This window comes from Brevirhabdus sp., from assembly GCF_052826345.1.
Genome location: NZ_JBRBUA010000038.1, coordinates 1 through 14,501 on the forward strand (window position 1 = coordinate 1; position 14,501 = coordinate 14,501).

17 protein-coding genes and 4 tRNA genes are annotated in these 14,501 nt (G+C 68.0%); 6 read left to right on the top strand and 15 right to left on the bottom strand.

Going from position 1 to position 14,501, the window contains the following annotated elements; genetic code table 11:
* Positions 1-76: 76 nt before the first annotated feature.
* Positions 77-153, bottom strand: a tRNA-Asp gene (locus tag ACU0BR_RS05100).
* Positions 154-187: 34 nt separating this feature from the next.
* A tRNA-Asp gene (locus tag ACU0BR_RS05105) sits at positions 188-264 on the bottom strand.
* Positions 265-497: 233 nt separating this feature from the next.
* Between ACU0BR_RS05105 and ACU0BR_RS05110 the strand changes: the two genes are divergently transcribed.
* Positions 498-641, top strand: a complete 144-nt coding sequence (locus ACU0BR_RS05110) for a hypothetical protein (protein WP_446155768.1) — start codon at positions 498-500, stop codon at positions 639-641.
* Here ACU0BR_RS05110 and ACU0BR_RS05115 read toward each other — a convergent pair.
* Positions 632-707 (bottom strand) — tRNA-Val (locus tag ACU0BR_RS05115). The two genes, ACU0BR_RS05110 and ACU0BR_RS05115, sit on opposite strands and share 10 nt — an antisense overlap.
* 122 nt (positions 708-829) lie before the next feature.
* Positions 830-906 (bottom strand) — tRNA-His (locus tag ACU0BR_RS05120).
* A 260-nt stretch (positions 907-1,166) separates the two neighbouring features.
* Here ACU0BR_RS05120 and ACU0BR_RS05125 point away from each other — a divergent pair.
* On the top strand, positions 1,167-1,385 hold the full coding sequence (locus ACU0BR_RS05125; RefSeq protein ID WP_446155769.1) for a DUF6324 family protein: 219 nt from the start codon (positions 1,167-1,169) through the stop codon (positions 1,383-1,385).
* 18 nt (positions 1,386-1,403) lie between these two features.
* Here ACU0BR_RS05125 and ACU0BR_RS05130 read toward each other — a convergent pair whose 3' ends face one another.
* From ACU0BR_RS05130 to ACU0BR_RS05155, 6 genes are all read right to left on the bottom strand, one after another.
* Positions 1,404-1,886, bottom strand: coding sequence for an MmcB family DNA repair protein (locus ACU0BR_RS05130; protein WP_446155770.1), 483 nt, complete (start codon positions 1,884-1,886; stop codon positions 1,404-1,406).
* A gap of 413 nt (positions 1,887-2,299) precedes the next feature.
* Complete coding sequence (locus ACU0BR_RS05135; RefSeq protein WP_446155771.1) at positions 2,300-2,617, bottom strand: hypothetical protein; 318 nt, start codon at positions 2,615-2,617, stop codon at positions 2,300-2,302.
* A 188-nt stretch (positions 2,618-2,805) separates the two neighbouring features.
* Positions 2,806-3,276 carry a transcription antitermination factor NusB gene (gene nusB / locus ACU0BR_RS05140; RefSeq protein ID WP_446155772.1) on the bottom strand — a complete coding sequence of 157 codons (471 nt, stop codon included), beginning with the start codon at positions 3,274-3,276 and terminating at the stop codon, positions 2,806-2,808.
* Positions 3,269-3,877, bottom strand: coding sequence for a 6,7-dimethyl-8-ribityllumazine synthase (locus ACU0BR_RS05145; RefSeq protein WP_446155773.1), 609 nt, complete (start codon positions 3,875-3,877; stop codon positions 3,269-3,271). Before ACU0BR_RS05145 ends, nusB begins: the two co-directional genes overlap by 8 nt.
* A 3-nt stretch (positions 3,878-3,880) precedes the next feature.
* A complete protein-coding gene (gene ribB, locus ACU0BR_RS05150) occupies positions 3,881-4,978 on the bottom strand; it encodes a 3,4-dihydroxy-2-butanone-4-phosphate synthase (RefSeq protein ID WP_446155774.1) in 1,098 nt (365 codons plus the stop codon).
* On the bottom strand, positions 4,975-5,625 hold the full coding sequence (locus tag ACU0BR_RS05155) for a riboflavin synthase (protein WP_446155775.1): 651 nt from the start codon (positions 5,623-5,625) through the stop codon (positions 4,975-4,977). The genes ribB and ACU0BR_RS05155 overlap by 4 nt, the downstream gene beginning before the upstream one ends.
* 312 nt (positions 5,626-5,937) lie before the next feature.
* On the opposite strand from ACU0BR_RS05155, the gene ACU0BR_RS05160 reads away from it, so the two are divergent.
* The 3 genes from ACU0BR_RS05160 (at position 5,938) to ACU0BR_RS05170 (ending at position 10,546) form a co-directional block, all read left to right on the top strand.
* Entirely contained in the window at positions 5,938-7,230 is a 1,293-nt protein-coding gene (locus ACU0BR_RS05160; protein ID WP_446155776.1) for a capsule biosynthesis protein, read from the top strand.
* A gap of 90 nt (positions 7,231-7,320) precedes the next feature.
* The gene (locus tag ACU0BR_RS05165) at positions 7,321-8,454 is read left to right on the top strand and encodes a polysaccharide biosynthesis/export family protein (RefSeq protein WP_446155777.1); all 1,134 of its coding nucleotides are present in this window, start codon (positions 7,321-7,323) and stop codon (positions 8,452-8,454) included.
* A 61-nt stretch (positions 8,455-8,515) separates the two neighbouring features.
* On the top strand, positions 8,516-10,546 hold the full coding sequence (locus ACU0BR_RS05170; RefSeq protein WP_446155778.1) for a capsular polysaccharide biosynthesis protein: 2,031 nt from the start codon (positions 8,516-8,518) through the stop codon (positions 10,544-10,546).
* Between the two features lie 23 nt (positions 10,547-10,569).
* On the opposite strand, the gene ribD is transcribed toward ACU0BR_RS05170, so the two are convergent.
* Together ribD and nrdR are read right to left on the bottom strand one after the other, a co-directional pair.
* Entirely contained in the window at positions 10,570-11,697 is a 1,128-nt protein-coding gene (gene ribD, locus ACU0BR_RS05175) for a bifunctional diaminohydroxyphosphoribosylaminopyrimidine deaminase/5-amino-6-(5-phosphoribosylamino)uracil reductase RibD (RefSeq protein WP_446155784.1), read from the bottom strand.
* A 25-nt stretch (positions 11,698-11,722) separates the two neighbouring features.
* Positions 11,723-12,184: a transcriptional regulator NrdR gene (gene nrdR / locus ACU0BR_RS05180; protein WP_446155779.1), complete on the bottom strand. Its 462-nt coding sequence runs from the start codon at positions 12,182-12,184 to the stop codon at positions 11,723-11,725.
* Positions 12,185-12,390: 206 nt separating this feature from the next.
* On the opposite strand from nrdR, the gene ACU0BR_RS05185 reads away from it, so the two are divergent.
* Positions 12,391-13,065 carry an SDR family oxidoreductase gene (locus ACU0BR_RS05185; RefSeq protein WP_446155780.1) on the top strand — a complete coding sequence of 225 codons (675 nt, stop codon included), beginning with the start codon at positions 12,391-12,393 and terminating at the stop codon, positions 13,063-13,065.
* A gap of 314 nt (positions 13,066-13,379) precedes the next feature.
* Here ACU0BR_RS05185 and ACU0BR_RS05190 read toward each other — a convergent pair whose 3' ends face one another.
* The 3 genes from ACU0BR_RS05190 to ACU0BR_RS05200 form a co-directional block, all read right to left on the bottom strand.
* A complete protein-coding gene (locus ACU0BR_RS05190) occupies positions 13,380-13,802 on the bottom strand; it encodes a secondary thiamine-phosphate synthase enzyme YjbQ (protein WP_446155781.1) in 423 nt (140 codons plus the stop codon).
* Between the two features lie 12 nt (positions 13,803-13,814).
* Complete coding sequence (locus ACU0BR_RS05195; RefSeq protein WP_446155782.1) at positions 13,815-14,225, bottom strand: hypothetical protein; 411 nt, start codon at positions 14,223-14,225, stop codon at positions 13,815-13,817.
* Positions 14,215-14,501 (bottom strand): sigma-70 family RNA polymerase sigma factor (locus tag ACU0BR_RS05200; protein ID WP_446155783.1); only part of this gene is annotated, 287 nt, incomplete at its 5' end. The genes ACU0BR_RS05195 and ACU0BR_RS05200, both read right to left, overlap by 11 nt.

Sequence of the window (14,501 nt, forward strand, 5' to 3'; positions counted from 1 at the left end):
GCGCTTCGCGAAAGGCTTTCGCGGTCACGCCGCCGACGGGCGGCGGGGGCTTGGACCGGAGACTGCAAGGAGATGATGGCGCGGTTGACGGGGCTCGAACCCGCGACCCCCGGCGTGACAGGCCGGTACTCTAACCAACTGAGCTACAACCGCCCATCGCGCTTGAAATCGTCCGGTCGGGCAGCGGTGGCGCGGTTGACGGGGCTCGAACCCGCGACCCCCGGCGTGACAGGCCGGTACTCTAACCAACTGAGCTACAACCGCTCACTGCCCGCCCGAGGCGATGCCCCAAGCGTGAGACGTGTCTTATGGCCCCGGCCCGGTGCCGTCAAGCGCCGCTGCCGGAAAATGCGAGGAAATAATCGCGCCGCGCCCTTGTACCTTCCGGGATGGGCCGAGGCCCGAAATGTCGCCGGAAATACCGTCCGTAATGCCGCTGGCCATAGCGGGCGATCACGGGCATCTTCGGGGTGCGGAATGTCGAAGGAACAGCGCCGATGGACAAGCGGCCCGAGCGCGCGCGGCGAAACTGGGCCGCCGCCCTGATCGCCGGGCTCGTGCTGGCGGTCATGGCGGCTGCCGGCGCGGCACTGATCCTCGGCGTGGTGCGGCTGGTGCTGCGCCTGGCGGGTGGTGGGTGATGAGAGGCTCGAACTCCCGACAACCTCGGTGTAAACGAGGTGCTCTACCAACTGAGCTAATCACCCTACGCGCCGGGTCTTATCGCAATCCGCCGCCGCCCCGCAAGACAGGAAATTGTCGCGGCGCCGGGCAGGCCCGATGTACGAAACGGACGTCTCGCAATGTCGAGCTCGCAATGTCGGGATGGTGGTACCGGGGGATGGTTTCGAACCAACTGCCTCGTGGACCACAACCACGCGCTCTAACCGATTGAGCTACCCCGGCAACAGGGTCGTCTTAGAATCTGTCCTTGCGGAGGTCAACGCAAATTTTGGCCGTGAATCGGTTCGAATCCGATTTCCCTTTGCAGGGACCACGCCGCTCGGCTGGTGGCGCGGCTGAAGGTACCGCCGCCGACCAGATGCCGCCCCACAGCGCGGCCCCACAGCACGGCCCCGGGGCGCGCGATGAGCGGGACCGCGTTTGGCGCCGCTTGCCCTGGCGTGCGCTTCGCGGTAGGCGATTGCCCCGAAGGGAGACGTCACATGGGCATCAATTCCGAAAGCGACACCGGCGCCGATCTGCGTATCGGACCGACCACATTGGGTATGGTGCGCTTGTACATCGAGGCGGACGGCGTCGACCTGCCGCTGGATTTCGACCCCGACGAGGCGGTCGAGATCGCCGAAGAGCTGAAGGCCGCCGCCGAGCAGGCCCGCGCGATGGGGGCGAAATCCGCACGCAGGCCCAAGGGGAAGGGCTGACCGCCCAGCCCACGGCCTTCAGACCGCGAAAGCCCCACCGGGATCGCGCAGCGCGTGCAGCCGTACCGCCGCATGGCGCGCGAACTTCCGCATCACCACCTTGCGCCGTGCCGCCGACAGCGGCGTCTCATCGGGCATGCGCACGATCTCCGCATCATAGGCGTCGGCCAGAATCAGCCCCGTTTCCGGCGGCAGAAGATCGGTCGGAAAGCCCTCGTCCACCGCCCAGAAATAGCGATCGCACCAGTGCAGGTAGCCCTGCCATTTGCGGTCGCTGGTGAAATCGGCACGGCTCGATTTGCACTCCACGATCCAGATCTCGCCCTTCGGCCCCACCGCCATGACATCGACCCTGAGACCGCGCTCGGGCACGAATTCCTCGATCGGGGCGAAATCATGGGTGCGCAGGTGGCGACAGACCCCCCGGGCGAGTATCTGCCCCGGCGCCAGAACATCCAGCGGGTCCGGGACGATTGCGGCATGTCCGGCGTTTTGTGGCATGACCCTTCCATTGAACATAAAGAGAACGGAAGTCAAGCCGGCACGGGGCACGGCGCAGCAGAGGATCGCGCCGGTGCCCCTTGTCGGCGGGGGGCGGAACACTTACCTTCAGGCCTGTGACGGGTGCTGTCCTTCTCGTGCCGGGGCCTAATTCCAGTGGCCTTAAGCAACTCCGAGGGAGCTGGCTCTGGCAGGATCCTGGTCCTGTTATCTGGCGCCCACCTGTAATCACAGGTCCTCGGGAATTTGCAGTCCTGACGGTTGCGTACGGGCCCGTCACATCCCCCCGATCTCAGGCGATGATGCGGCCACGCCCCGCGCCGCGCCGTGGAACCTCAAGGCAGACACGAAAAAAGCCGCCGGGGATGCGGCGGCCTTCCTGTGCGGACGCCGATGGCGATGCGGCGGCGCGCTCAGCGCCGGTAGGTCGTGGTATGCTCATCGCGCGGCGCGTAGATCGGGATGGCGGCGCGCGCGGGCAGCTGCCGACGGCCGGTCGCCGGGCGGCGTTCCACGCCGCGCAAGACCATGCCGATGGCGAAAAGCACCAGCGTGAACAGCAATCCGTTGAACGCGACCAGCGCCGCCAGGCCGACAAGCCCGTGCTCGGAGCTGGTGGCCAGCTGCCAGACACCGGCCAGATCGGCCGAGAGCATCACGCTCGCCACCCCGGCGGAGAGGGCGAAGCCCGTCGGCAACTGGCGAAAAAACAGGCGGAAGTGGCTGGTCATGGCAGGCTCCGTTTACAATTCTCTGGCGCACTGTAGCCACGCGGCGGGCCACCTGGACAGACAGATCTGGAATGGCGCCGAATTGCGCAAACTTCTGCCGAATATCCGACGGGCCGCTGCGCGAAGCCGCCTGCGGGGCCTCCGCCCGGCCGTGCAAGAGGAGCCGCGCAAGAGGGCCACGCGCGCGGTCAGAACATCTCGGGGCGCGCCTCTCTGGCCATGTGATCCAGCACGGCATTGACGAAGCGCGGCTCCCGGCCCTCGGGGAAAAATGCCTTGGCCACGTCGACATATTCGGTGATGACGACGCGCGGCGGCACGGCGGCCTCCGTCAGTTCGGCGCCCGCCGCGCGGAACAGGGCGCGCAGCGTCGGATCGATGCGCGCGATCGGCCATTTGGCGACCAGCGCGCGGTCGGTCATCTGGTCGATCCGTGCCTGCCGGGACACCGCGCCTTCCAGCACGCCGCGAAACAGGTCGATGTCGCCTTCCACCAGTTCCTCGTCGTCATAGACGGCGCCGAAGCGGTGATCTTCGAATTCCACCCGGATCTTATCTATGCTGGCGCCCGAATGTTCCATCTGGAACAGCGCCTGAACCGCGTAAAGACGCGCGGCGGAGCGCATCTTGCGGCGCTGGTTGCCCGATGTGTCAGTCATGGCCAAAGCGCCCTTTCGTTCCTGCGGGACCGATCCCCCCGCCCCCGGAGTCCGGCTCCGCCCCCGCGTCCCCGGCGTGCGCGACGCGAAAGGATCCGCCGCCGGGCCGGAACCCCACGCCGCCGTCGGGCTTGCCCCAACGCCGGGTCAGCGCGATCAGATGCAGCGCCGCCGCAGCCGCGCCGCCGCCCTTGTCCTGATCGGCGGGATCGGCGCGCACCTCGGCCTGGGCGCGGTTTTCCACGGTCAGGATCCCGTTGCCGATGCAGGCGCCTTCCAGCCCCAGCAGGGTCAGCGCCCGGCTGCTGTCGTTGCAGACCGTATCGTAATGCGTCGTCTCTCCCCGGATCACACAGCCCAGGGCGACGAAACCGTCGAAATTGGACTGACGGAACGCGATGCGGATCGCGGTGGGGATTTCCAGCGCGCCGGGCACCTCGACCAGATCATGCGTGGCGCCCGCGCGTTCCAGCGTGGCGCGCGCGCCCGCGATCAGGGACTGCGCGATGTCGTTGTAATAGGGCGCGACGACGATCAGCAGCCGCGCAGGTTTTTCCAGCTTCGGCAGATCGAGCGTGTGATGGGTTTCGGTTCCGGCCATGGCTCAACCCTCCTCGGGGATGGGGCGGGTGCCCGTGATCGACAGGCCGTAGGCTTCCAGCCCGACGACCCTGGGGATCGGCGAATTGCTCAGCAGGGTCAGCCGCGACAGGCCCAGGTTCGACAGGATCTGCGCCCCCAGCCCGTATTGGCGCAGTGTCTGCGGCGAGGCGACATCCTCCGACAGCAGCTTCATATGCGTCTCGCGCAGCAGGACCAGCACGCCGCGCCCCTCTTCGGCGATGGCCTGCATCGCGCGGGCGAATTCGCGCGCCCGGCCCGGCCCGCCCAGACCGGCCACATCGAGCAGCGGGTCGAGCGTGTGCATCCGTACCAGCACCGGCCCGTCGCCCGTCAGATCGCCCTTGCTCAGCGCGATATGTTCCGAGCCGTGGGTTTCATCGGTAAAGATGCGCATCGTCCAGTCGCCGCCGAATTCCGACGCGACCTGCTTTTCATCGGTCAGGCGCACCAGATTGTCGTGGCGGCGGCGATAGGCGATCAGATCGCTGATGGTGCCGATCTTCAGTGCGTGTTTCCGTGCAAAGCCCACCAGATCGGGAAGCCGCGACATGGTGCCGTCCTCGTTCATGATTTCGCAGATCACGCCCGAGGGGTTCAGCCCCGCCAGCCGCGACACATCCACGGCGGCCTCGGTATGGCCCGCGCGCACCAGCACGCCGCCGCCGCGCGCGCGCAGCGGAAAGACATGGCCCGGCGTGGCGATATCGGCGCCCGTCTTGGCCGGGTCGATCGCCACCGCGACGGTGCGCGCGCGGTCATGCGCCGAAATGCCGGTGGTCACCCCCTCGCGCGCCTCGATCGACAGGGTAAAGGCGGTCTCGTGGCGCGAGGAGTTCTGCGACGCCATCAGCGGCAGATCCAGCGCGTCGATACGCTCGCCCGTCAGCGCCAGGCAGATCAGCCCGCGCCCGTGCATCGCCATGAAGTTGATGACCTCGGGCGTGGCCATCTGCGCGGGGATCACCAGATCGCCCTCGTTCTCGCGGTCCTCGTGATCGACCAGGATGAACATGCGCCCCTGGCGCGCATCCTCGATGATCTCTTCGATGGGCGAGATTGCGTCGTGATAATCGGTCATCGGGCGGCCCAGTCCTGCAGACGGGCGACATAGCGGGCCAGCGTGTCGATTTCCAGATTGACGGCACGGCCCTCCGCCACGTCACCCCAGGTCGTGGCCTGTTTCGTGTGCGGGATGAAGTTGATGCCGAAATCCGGCCCGTCGACCTCATTGACCGTCAAGGACGTCCCGTTGAGCGCCACCGACCCCTTGGGCGCGATGAACCCGGCCAGCCGTTCGGGCGCGCGCAGCGTGACGCGGGTGCTGTCGCCTTCGTTCAGGATCGACATCACCTGCGCCAGACCGTCGACATGGCCCGACACGATATGCCCGCCCAGCTCGTCGCCCAGCCGCAGCGCGCGTTCCAGATTGACGCGGTGGCCCTCGCTCCAGCCACCCAGGTTGCTCTTGGAAACCGTCTCGGCGGAGATCTCGACATCGAACCAGCCGCCGATCCTGTCCTCCGCGCTGCCGCCGGGGCCGCCGGGGCTGCCGATCGAGCCCGATGTGCCGGTCTCGATCACCGTCAGGCACACGCCGTCGCAGGCGATGGAGGCGCCGATCTCGATACCGTCCACGTCGTAATGCGTGCCGATCCGCGCGCGTAGGTCGCCGCGATGCTCCAGCTCCAGCACGCGGCCGATATCGGTGATGATCCCTGTGAACATGACAGTTTCCTTTCCCGGCCTCCCCTACCCCCGCCACCGCACAAGAGCAAGAGCCGCGCCCGGTGCGCACGCCGACCGCCCCCGGGTCTGCACGGCCCCCACCACGGCCCCACCACGGGCGCCACGCTGGCCGCCGCGCGCCGCACCCGACTGTCCGACGCCGATACCCCGACTTGCGCGAATTCATCATTGAACCGCCCATGTAAGGTCACATTCCTGCCGCGTCACCCCCGCAGATTGCACCCATTGTCAGATGCGCGGCATTCGCGCTTGGTTCGCCCGGTATTTCGGGCATAAGTTATGGTGTGTGTGATGTTGAAAGCCTTGGGTGTGGGCAAGACCTTTCTGTTCCTTCAAGGGCCGCACGGCCCCTTCTTCGATGCCCTGGGCTCGATGCTGCGTTCCGCCGGGGCGCAGGTCTGGCGCGTGGGCTTCAACCGGGGCGACGAAGCCTTCTGGTCCGACGGCCGCACCTATATCCCCTTCGTCGGCCATCAGTCGGAATGGCGCCGGGATATCTCCTCGATCCTGACCGACAAGGGCGTGACCGACATCGTGCTCTATGGCGATACGCGTTTCGTCCATGCGGAGGCGATCCGCGTGGCGCGGGACATGCAACTGCGCATCCATGTCTTCGAGGAAGGCTACCTGCGCCCCTACTGGTGCACCTATGAACGCGACGGGTCGAACGGCAATTCGAAGCTGATGGACAAATCCGTGCAACAGATGCGGGTGGAGCTCGAGGGGCTGGACCTGGACCTGCCCGACGCGCCCGCGCGCTGGGGCGACATGCGCCAGCACATGTTCTACGGCGCGATCTACCACGCCTTCGTTTTGCTGTGGAACCGCCGCTACCGCAATTTCCGTCCGCACCGCGCGCTGAGCGTCCGGGGCGAATTCAAGCTCTACGTGAAGCGCCTGTTCAGCACACCCGCCCGCGCGGGCCTGCGGTTCGCGCTGACACGCCGCATCAAGCGCGGCGGCTATCCCTTTCATCTCGCGCTGCTTCAGCTTGAACACGACAGCAGTTTCATCGAACACAGCCCCTTCGCCTCGATGGAGGAATTCCTGTCGATCGTGATCGAGGGGTTCGCCAAGGGGGCGCCGCCGCATCACCGGCTGATCTTCAAGGGGCACCCGCTGGAGGATGGCCGCACGCCGCTGCGCCAGCAGATCGCGGATCTGTCGCGCCGCTTCGGCGTCGAGGGGCGGGTGCATTACGTGCCCGGCGGCAAGCTGGCGACGCTGCTCAACCACGCGCGCACCGCCGTCACCGTCAATTCCACCGCGGCGCAACAGGCGCTGTGGCGCGGTCTGCCGCTCAAGGCCTTCGGCGCCGCCGTCTACGACAAGCCCGAATTCGTGTCCGAACAGCCATTGGCCGAATTCTTCGCCAACCCGGCCCGTCCCGACAGCCGCGCCTATCGCGATTATCGTCACTACCTGCTGGAAACCTCCCAGATCACCGGCGGATACTATTCGCAACGCGCCCGTCAGCAGCTGCTGCGCCAGGTCGCGGACATGATTCTCGCGAAAGACGATCCCTATGATGCACTTTCCAACGGGAACGCGGCACCACGGCAACAGTTGCGGCTTGTCAACTGAGTCGGCGGCAATCCGCTAGCTTTTTCACACACCCCTCTGTAACCTCACAAAAAAAGACCGAGGCAGAAATACAGATAGAGGGGCAGTTCCATGAAGATCATGGCTAGCCGAGGAATGCGCGCCGTCGCACTTCTTACACTTGTCGCATCGCTTGCCGCCTGTGGGCTGCCGCGTTCCGGCCCCAACAAGAAAGAGATCTTCGCCGGTTCCGTCCTGCGGCAGGGCGACGCCTTTGTGGTGTCGGTCAATCCGCGCGTGACCCGCGCCACCGCCGTGCAGCAGGCGCTGGGGTTTTCCAGCGCGTTCCGCAACGCGGGGCTGCTGGGTTCCGACGTCATCCGGCCGGGGGATTCCCTGGGGCTGACGGTCTATGAAAATGTCGACGACGGGCTGTTGTCGCGGGGCGGGCTGGCCGTGCTGGACGAGGTGCAGGTCGACGGCGCGGGCTTCATCTTCGTGCCCTACGCGGGGCGCATCCGCGCGGCGGGCAACACGCCCGAGGCGCTGCGCGGGGTCATCACCCGCAGCCTGGACAAGCAGACCCCCGACCCGCAGGTCGTGGTGCGCAGGCTGGCCGGCGACGGCGCGACGGTGGCCATCGTGGGCGGCGTGAACGGCCAGGGAGTCTATCCGATCGAGCGGCCCACGCGCACGCTTCTGTCGATGCTGGCCCGTGCGGGCGGCATCACGGGCGAGCCGGAAACCACGCAGATCACCGTGGTGCGCGGCGGGCAGACCGGCCGCGTGTGGCTTTCCGACCTCTATGCCAATCCGCGCCTCGATATCGCGCTGCGCAACAACGACAAGATCATCCTCAAGCAGGACGCGCGCGCCTTCACCGCGCTGGGTGCCACCGGCGCGCAGACCCGGATGAAATTCGCCTCCCCCACCGTTTCCGCGCTGGAGGCGATCGCCCAGGTCGGCGGGTTGTCGTCCAACCTGGCCGATCCCACCGGCGTCTTCGTGTTCCGCAACGAACCCGAAGCCATCGCCAACAACGTGCTGGGTCGGCGCGATCTGCAGGGCACGCAGCGCTTCGTCTATGTGCTGGACCTGACAGAGCCCAACGGCATGTTCGAGGCCCGCGACTTCGTGATCCGCGACGGCGATACCGTCTACGTCACCGAAGCGCCCTTCGTGCAGTGGACCAAGACGATCAGCGCCCTGACCGGCTCGCTTTCGCAGGCAAGCTCTCTGTCCAGCCTGTCCACGCTGGGCAAGTAGGGCCGAAGTGGCCCCGGCCACATCGCACACAGCCGCCGGCTCCTCCCCCCGGCGGCTGTTTGTGTATGCGGGCGGCATCCTGCGCAGCGCCCGCATCCGCCACATTCTGACCGACGCGGGCTACCGCCTCAGCCTGGGATGGCCCACGCGGCCCGACGATCTGGTCGGCGTCTGGGGGCATAGCCGCCACGCGGCGCGCGGCGAATGGGTGGCCGCACGCAGCGGCGCGGCGCTGGTCCGGCTGGAGGACGCGTTTCTGCGCTCGCTGCATCCCGGACGCGGCGGGGCGCCGCCGCTGGGGCTGGTCGTGGATCATTCGGGGATCTATTTCGACGCCTCGCGCCCCAGCGATCTGGAAACGCTGCTCAAGACCCATCCGTTCGACGACGCCGCGCTGCTGACCCGCGCGCATGACGGCATCGCGCGGATGCGCGCGGCGCATCTGTCGAAATACAGCGCCTGCGATCCCGATCTGGCGCCGCCCGCGCCCGGCTATGTGCTGGTGATCGACCAGACCCGCGGCGATGCCTCGATCCGGCTGGGCAATGCCACCCGCCACCATTTCGCCGAGGCGCTGTTCACCGCGCGCGAGGATCATCCCGACGCGCGCATCGTCATCAAGACGCACCCGGAAACGGTGGCGGGCCACCGCGCGGGCCATTTCGACGCGGGCGCGCTGGACGGGCGCACGACGCTGCTCGACGCGCCGGTGTCGCCCTGGGCGCTGCTGGACGGCGCCATCGCGGTCTATTGCGTGACCTCGCAGATGGGGTTCGAGGCGATCCTGGCCGGGCACCGCCCGCGCGTCTTCGGGCAGCCCTTCTATGCCGGCTGGGGCCTCAGCGACGATCTGACACCGCCGCCCCGGCGCGGCCGCGCCCTGACGCGCGCGCAGCTTTTCGCCGGGGCGATGCTGCTTTACCCCAGGTGGCACGATCAATACCGCGCGCGGCCGACGCCCGAGACGCCGCCGCGGTTCGAGGACGCCCTCGCTGCGATGGAGGCCGAGGCCCGCGCCTGGCGGCAGGACCGGCACGGCCATGTCGCCGCCGGAATGCGCCTGTGGAAACGCGCGCCGCTGCAACGGTTCTTCGGCGCCCACCGCCGCCTGCGCTTCGCCGAAGGCTCCGCCGCCCTGCGCCGCGCGGTACGTGAGCGGCGCGATCTGCTGGTCTGGGCGGGCAAGGCCGACGCCGCGCTGACCGACGCGGCCGAGGCCGAGGGCGTCCGGCTCTACCGCGTCGAGGACGGCTTCCTGCGCTCGCGCGGGTTGGGGGCGGATCTGATCCCGCCCCTGTCGCTGGTGCTGGACCCCGACGGCATCTACTACGACCCAAGCGGCGCAAGCGCGCTGGAAACCCTGATCGCGGCCCGCGCGACGCTCACCGATCAACAGCGCCGCCGCGCCCGCGGGCTGATCGAGGCGGTGCTGGCCGCGCGCCTGTCGAAGTACAACCTGATCGCCGGGGCCCCGCAGCTTGCGCCGGTCGCGCAAGGCGTGCGCCGCATCCTCGTGCCGGGCCAGGTGGAGGAGGACGCCTCCATCGTCGCGGGCAGCCCGCGGATACGCGACAACCTGTCCCTGCTGCGCCACGTGCGGCAGGCCAATCCCGACGCGCAGATCCTTTACAAGCCGCATCCCGACGTCGAGGCAGGGCTGCGGCAGGGCCGCATCGCGCGCGCGGCGCTCGAGGGGCTGGCCGATGCGGTGCTCGATCACGCCGATCCCGTCGCCCTGCTGGAACAGGTCGATGAGGTCTGGACGATGACCTCCCTTCTGGGTTTCGAGGCGCTGCTGAGGGGGCGCGCCGCGACATGCCTGGGGCTGCCCTTCTACGCGGGCTGGGGGCTGACCCGCGACATCTGCCGACCGCCCGCGCGCCGCCGCCGCCATGTCCCGCTGGAGGGGTTGGTGCACGCGGCGCTGATCGAATATCCGAGATATTTCGACCCGGTCACCGGCCGCCCCTGCCCGGTGGAAATCGCCGTCGCGCGTCTGGCGCATGGCGACATCCCGCACCCCGGCCCGTTCAACCGGATCACCGCCAAGGCACAAGGGGCGCTGGCGAGCCAGGCCTGGCTCTGGCGCTAGGGCCTGGCGCTAGGATCCTGGCGCTAGGACCCTGGCGAGGGGGACGCCCGCCAATGGGCCAGCGTGTCGTCGCCCACCACGCTCAGATCCACCAGGCGGAACCGCGGTGCCATTGCCAGCGCGTCCAGCCCCATCGAACCGACCGCGGGCCGTGCCTCCGCCCCCAGCGCCAGCCCCGCGCCAAAGGCATAAAGATCGTCGACCAGCCCCGCCCCCAGCAGCGAGGCCGCGAACATGCCGCCCCCTTCGCAGAACACACGGGTCAGACCCTCCTGCCCCAGACGGCGCATCAGCGCGCGCGCGTCGATCTGTCCCGCACCGTTCAGCGGCACCTCGAGGCAGCGCGCCCCGGCGTCCTGCCAGCGCTCGCGCGGCGCGCGCGGCGCGTCGGGGCCGTGGCACAGCCATACCGGAACCTGCGCCGCGCTGCGCATCAGGCGGCTGCCGGGCGGCAGATCCAACCCGCGCGACACCACGATCCGCACCGGCTGGCGCGCCACCGGCCAGCCCCGCACCGTCAGGTCGGGATCATCCGCCCGCGCCGTGCCGCCGCCCACCATCACCGCATCATGGCGCGCCCGCAGCGCATGCACCTTGCGCCGCGCCTGCGGGCCGGTGATCCAACGGCTTTCCCCGGAGGCGGTGGCGATGCGCCCGTCCATGGAATTCGCCAGTTTCAACGCCAGCGCGGGCCGACCCGAGGTGACGCGCATCAGGAACCCCTTCTGCGCCTCGCGGGCCTCGGCCTCCATCACGCCCAGATGAACCTCGGTCCCCGCCTCGCGCAGCCGCCGCACCCCGCCGCCGTTCACCCGCGGATCGGGATCGCCCACGGCGACGACCACCCGCGCCACGCCCGCGCGCAGCAACGCATCGGCGCAGGGCGGGGTCCGCCCGAAATGGGCGCAGGGTTCCAGGGTGACATAGGCCGTGGCGCCGCGCGCCGCCGTCCCCGCCTGCGCCAGCGCGACGGTTTCCGCATGGGGCCGACCGCCCGGCTGCGTCCAGCCGCGCCCGAGCACACGGCCGTCGCGCACGATGACACAGCCCACCGCCGGGTTCGGCCAGACCTGCCCCACCCCCCGCGCACCAAGGCGCAGCGCAAGGGTCATCCAGCGGTGATCTTCCCGCGTGGATGGAGTTTCGGGCACGGCCACGGATGAAGTCACGGGCGGCTCAGCCCGGTTCGGGCGGGCGCAGCTCCGACACGAAGTCCTCGAAATCGTCCGCGGCCTGGAAATTCTTGTAGACGCTGGCGAACCGCACATAGGCGACGGTGTCGATCCGGGCCAGCGCCTCCATCACGATCTCGCCGATCATCTTGGAATGGATATCGGTCTCGCCCATGCTTTCCAGCCTGCGCACGATGCCCGAGATCATCTGCTCCATCCGCTCCGGATCGACGGGGCGTTTTTGCAGCGCGATACGGATCGAGCGTTCCAGCTTGTCGCGGTCGAAATCCTCGCGCTTGCCGTTGGATTTGATCACCACCAGATCGCGCAATTGCACCCGCTCATAGGTTGTGAAGCGCCCCGTGCAGGCCGGGCAGAACCGGCGCCTGCGAATGGCGACATGGTCCTCGGCCGGGCGGCTGTCCTTCACCTGCGTGTCGACGTTTCCGCAAAAGGGGCACCGCATCCCGGTCTCCTTGATCTTGGGCTGTTCTTATCCACAGGCACTATAGGTCACCCGCGAGAGATTGGGTAGAGGTCAATTGCACCCACAAGATAAAGCGCGCAGCCCCAACGGAACCACGCCCCCCGTCGCCTTGTTGAGCCGGGGACGGCCCGCGACAGACCCGCCTTTTCCAAAACCGCGAGACCCGAACAACGAGGAGAGTTCAGATGAGCGCAAAGACATTGCTGATAACCGGGGCATCCTCGGGGATAGGGAGGGCCACGGCAAAGGCCGCCGCCGACGCGGGCTGGAACGTGGCGCTGTTCGCGCGTTCCGCGGACAAGCTCGACAAGATCGCGGCGGAGATCGGCGAGCGTGCCCTGGCCATCCCCGGCGACGCCACGCAGCTGGAAGAGCAGGAGAGCGCCGTGGCGCGGACGGTCGACCGGTTCGGCGGGCTGGATGCGGCCTTCGCCAACGCGGGCATGGGCTTGCAGACCCCCGGCACCATGCAGGGCGATCCCGAGGAATGGCGCCGCCTGATTGACCTCAACGTGATGGGCCTGCTCTACACCGCCCGCGCCGCGCTGCCCGCGCTCAAGAAGACGAAGGGCCATCTGGTGCTGACGGGCTCAGCCGCCGGACGCAGGCATATCGCGGGCTCGATCTATGGCGCCACGAAATGGTTCGTGCACGGCTACGCCGGGAACATGGCCGAGGAAATGCGCGAATGGGGTGGCCGCTGCACGGTGATCGCGCCGGGCATGGTGAACACCGCCTTTTTCGAGCAGGAGAAACCCGAAAAGCTGCAACCAGAAGACGTGGCCAACGCCGTCATGCACGCCCTGCTTGCCGATCCCCGCGCGGCGGTGCGCGAGATCTATCTGATGCCGCAAAATTGAGGGAAACGCCGGTGAGGCGCCCGCGCGGGCGGTCTCGGTGAGGGGCAACAGCCCTGCCCCGAGGCCCCGTAAAAGGGACTCAGCTCTATATGCCACGCGGGCGGGACCGAAATTTCCGCGACCTCCGAGCCCATTCGCCAGGCGCAGCCGCCGCCGCGACATTCAACGCGCAGGGGGCCGGGAACAGACCCTGGCGCGGCGCGGGCGAATCGACAGGCTTTGCCGGAACATGACCGGCGCCCCTGCGCGCGCCGCGAAGGCCTGATCCCCGGAGCGCGCGGGCGCAGGCGCGATGGCTCGGCACCCATTCCGGCTCAGTTCAGATGCGCCGCCACCTTTCTTTGATGCGGGGCGGATCGGTGCTCGAACAAATAGATCCCCTGCCAGGTGCCCAGAAGCATCCGGCCGCGGGCCACCGGAATCGACAGGCTGACGGGCATCATCGCGGCCTTGATATGGGCGGGCATGTCATCGGGGCCTTCGGCGACATGGCGCAGATAACCCATCGAGGGATCGTCGGCCCGGGGCACCAGACGCCGGAAAAACGCCGACAGGTCGCGCTGCACGTCGGGATCGGCGTTTTCCTGGATCAACAGCGAACAGGAGGTGTGGCGCACGAACAGCGTCAGCACCCCGTCCCGCGCACCGTCGCCCTGCCGCTCCAGCCAAAGGGCCACGTCGCGGGTAAATTCATAGAGCCCCGCCGCGCGGGAGTGGACGATGAATTCCGTCCGCACCGCGGGCGCGGCCTATTGAACCATACCGCCCTGCGGGCGGCTTTCGTCGGGCGAGATATTGGGCGTCATCGCCCAGAAGGCGGGCTTGGGCTGGATCTCGATCCGCCAGCCCTGCGCATCTTCCCAGAGCCTGTGGAAATCCACGCTCGACCAATCGACGGAAATCGCCCAATACCCGCCCGCCGCGTGTTTGCAAAAGGCAAGGCATCCCGGCATTCCGAGCCCCGTGCTTTGCAAGGTCGCCTCGGTAAAACGCACCTCGTCCTCGGGCTCCAGCGGTTCACCGGGGTCGACCTGACGCACCTCCTCGACCTGGCGAAAGGCGATCATCGGCCCGTTGGACTCGGGATCCTCCAGCGCGGGCAGAAGCGCCTCCGCCATCGCGATCAGATCGTCGTCGATATCATCGGGATTATTGATCAAGGAAAGACCTCAATTTACGGCTGCGGCTGGGATGCTTGAGCTTGCGCAGCGCCTTCGCCTCGATCTGGCGGATACGCTCGCGCGTGACGGAAAATTGCTGGCCGACTTCCTCCAGCGTGTGGTCGGTGTTCATGCCGATGCCGAAACGCATACGCAGCACGCGTTCCTCGCGCGGGGTCAGCGATGCGAGCACGCGCGTCACCGTTTCCTTGAGGTTCGACTGCACCGCGGCATCGACCGGGATCACGGCATTCTTGTCCTCGATGAAATCGCCGA

Coding starts and splice junctions, on each gene's coding strand:
- ACU0BR_RS05165 (WP_446155777.1), top strand. CDS start 7,321: ATGAAGATCATGGCTAGCCGAGGAATGCGCGCCGTCGCACTTCTTACA.
- ACU0BR_RS05185 (WP_446155780.1), top strand. CDS start 12,391: ATGAGCGCAAAGACATTGCTGATAACCGGGGCATCCTCGGGGATAGGG.
- ACU0BR_RS05125 (WP_446155769.1), top strand. CDS start 1,167: ATGGGCATCAATTCCGAAAGCGACACCGGCGCCGATCTGCGTATCGGA.
- nrdR (WP_446155779.1), bottom strand. CDS start 12,184: ATGCGGTGCCCCTTTTGCGGAAACGTCGACACGCAGGTGAAGGACAGC.
- ACU0BR_RS05145 (WP_446155773.1), bottom strand. CDS start 3,877: ATGGCCGGAACCGAAACCCATCACACGCTCGATCTGCCGAAGCTGGAA.
- ACU0BR_RS05155 (WP_446155775.1), bottom strand. CDS start 5,625: ATGTTCACAGGGATCATCACCGATATCGGCCGCGTGCTGGAGCTGGAG.
- ACU0BR_RS05160 (WP_446155776.1), top strand. CDS start 5,938: ATGTTGAAAGCCTTGGGTGTGGGCAAGACCTTTCTGTTCCTTCAAGGG.
- ACU0BR_RS05135 (WP_446155771.1), bottom strand. CDS start 2,617: ATGACCAGCCACTTCCGCCTGTTTTTTCGCCAGTTGCCGACGGGCTTC.
- ribB (WP_446155774.1), bottom strand. CDS start 4,978: ATGACCGATTATCACGACGCAATCTCGCCCATCGAAGAGATCATCGAG.
- ACU0BR_RS05130 (WP_446155770.1), bottom strand. CDS start 1,886: ATGCCACAAAACGCCGGACATGCCGCAATCGTCCCGGACCCGCTGGAT.
- ACU0BR_RS05110 (WP_446155768.1), top strand. CDS start 498: ATGGACAAGCGGCCCGAGCGCGCGCGGCGAAACTGGGCCGCCGCCCTG.
- nusB (WP_446155772.1), bottom strand. CDS start 3,276: ATGACTGACACATCGGGCAACCAGCGCCGCAAGATGCGCTCCGCCGCG.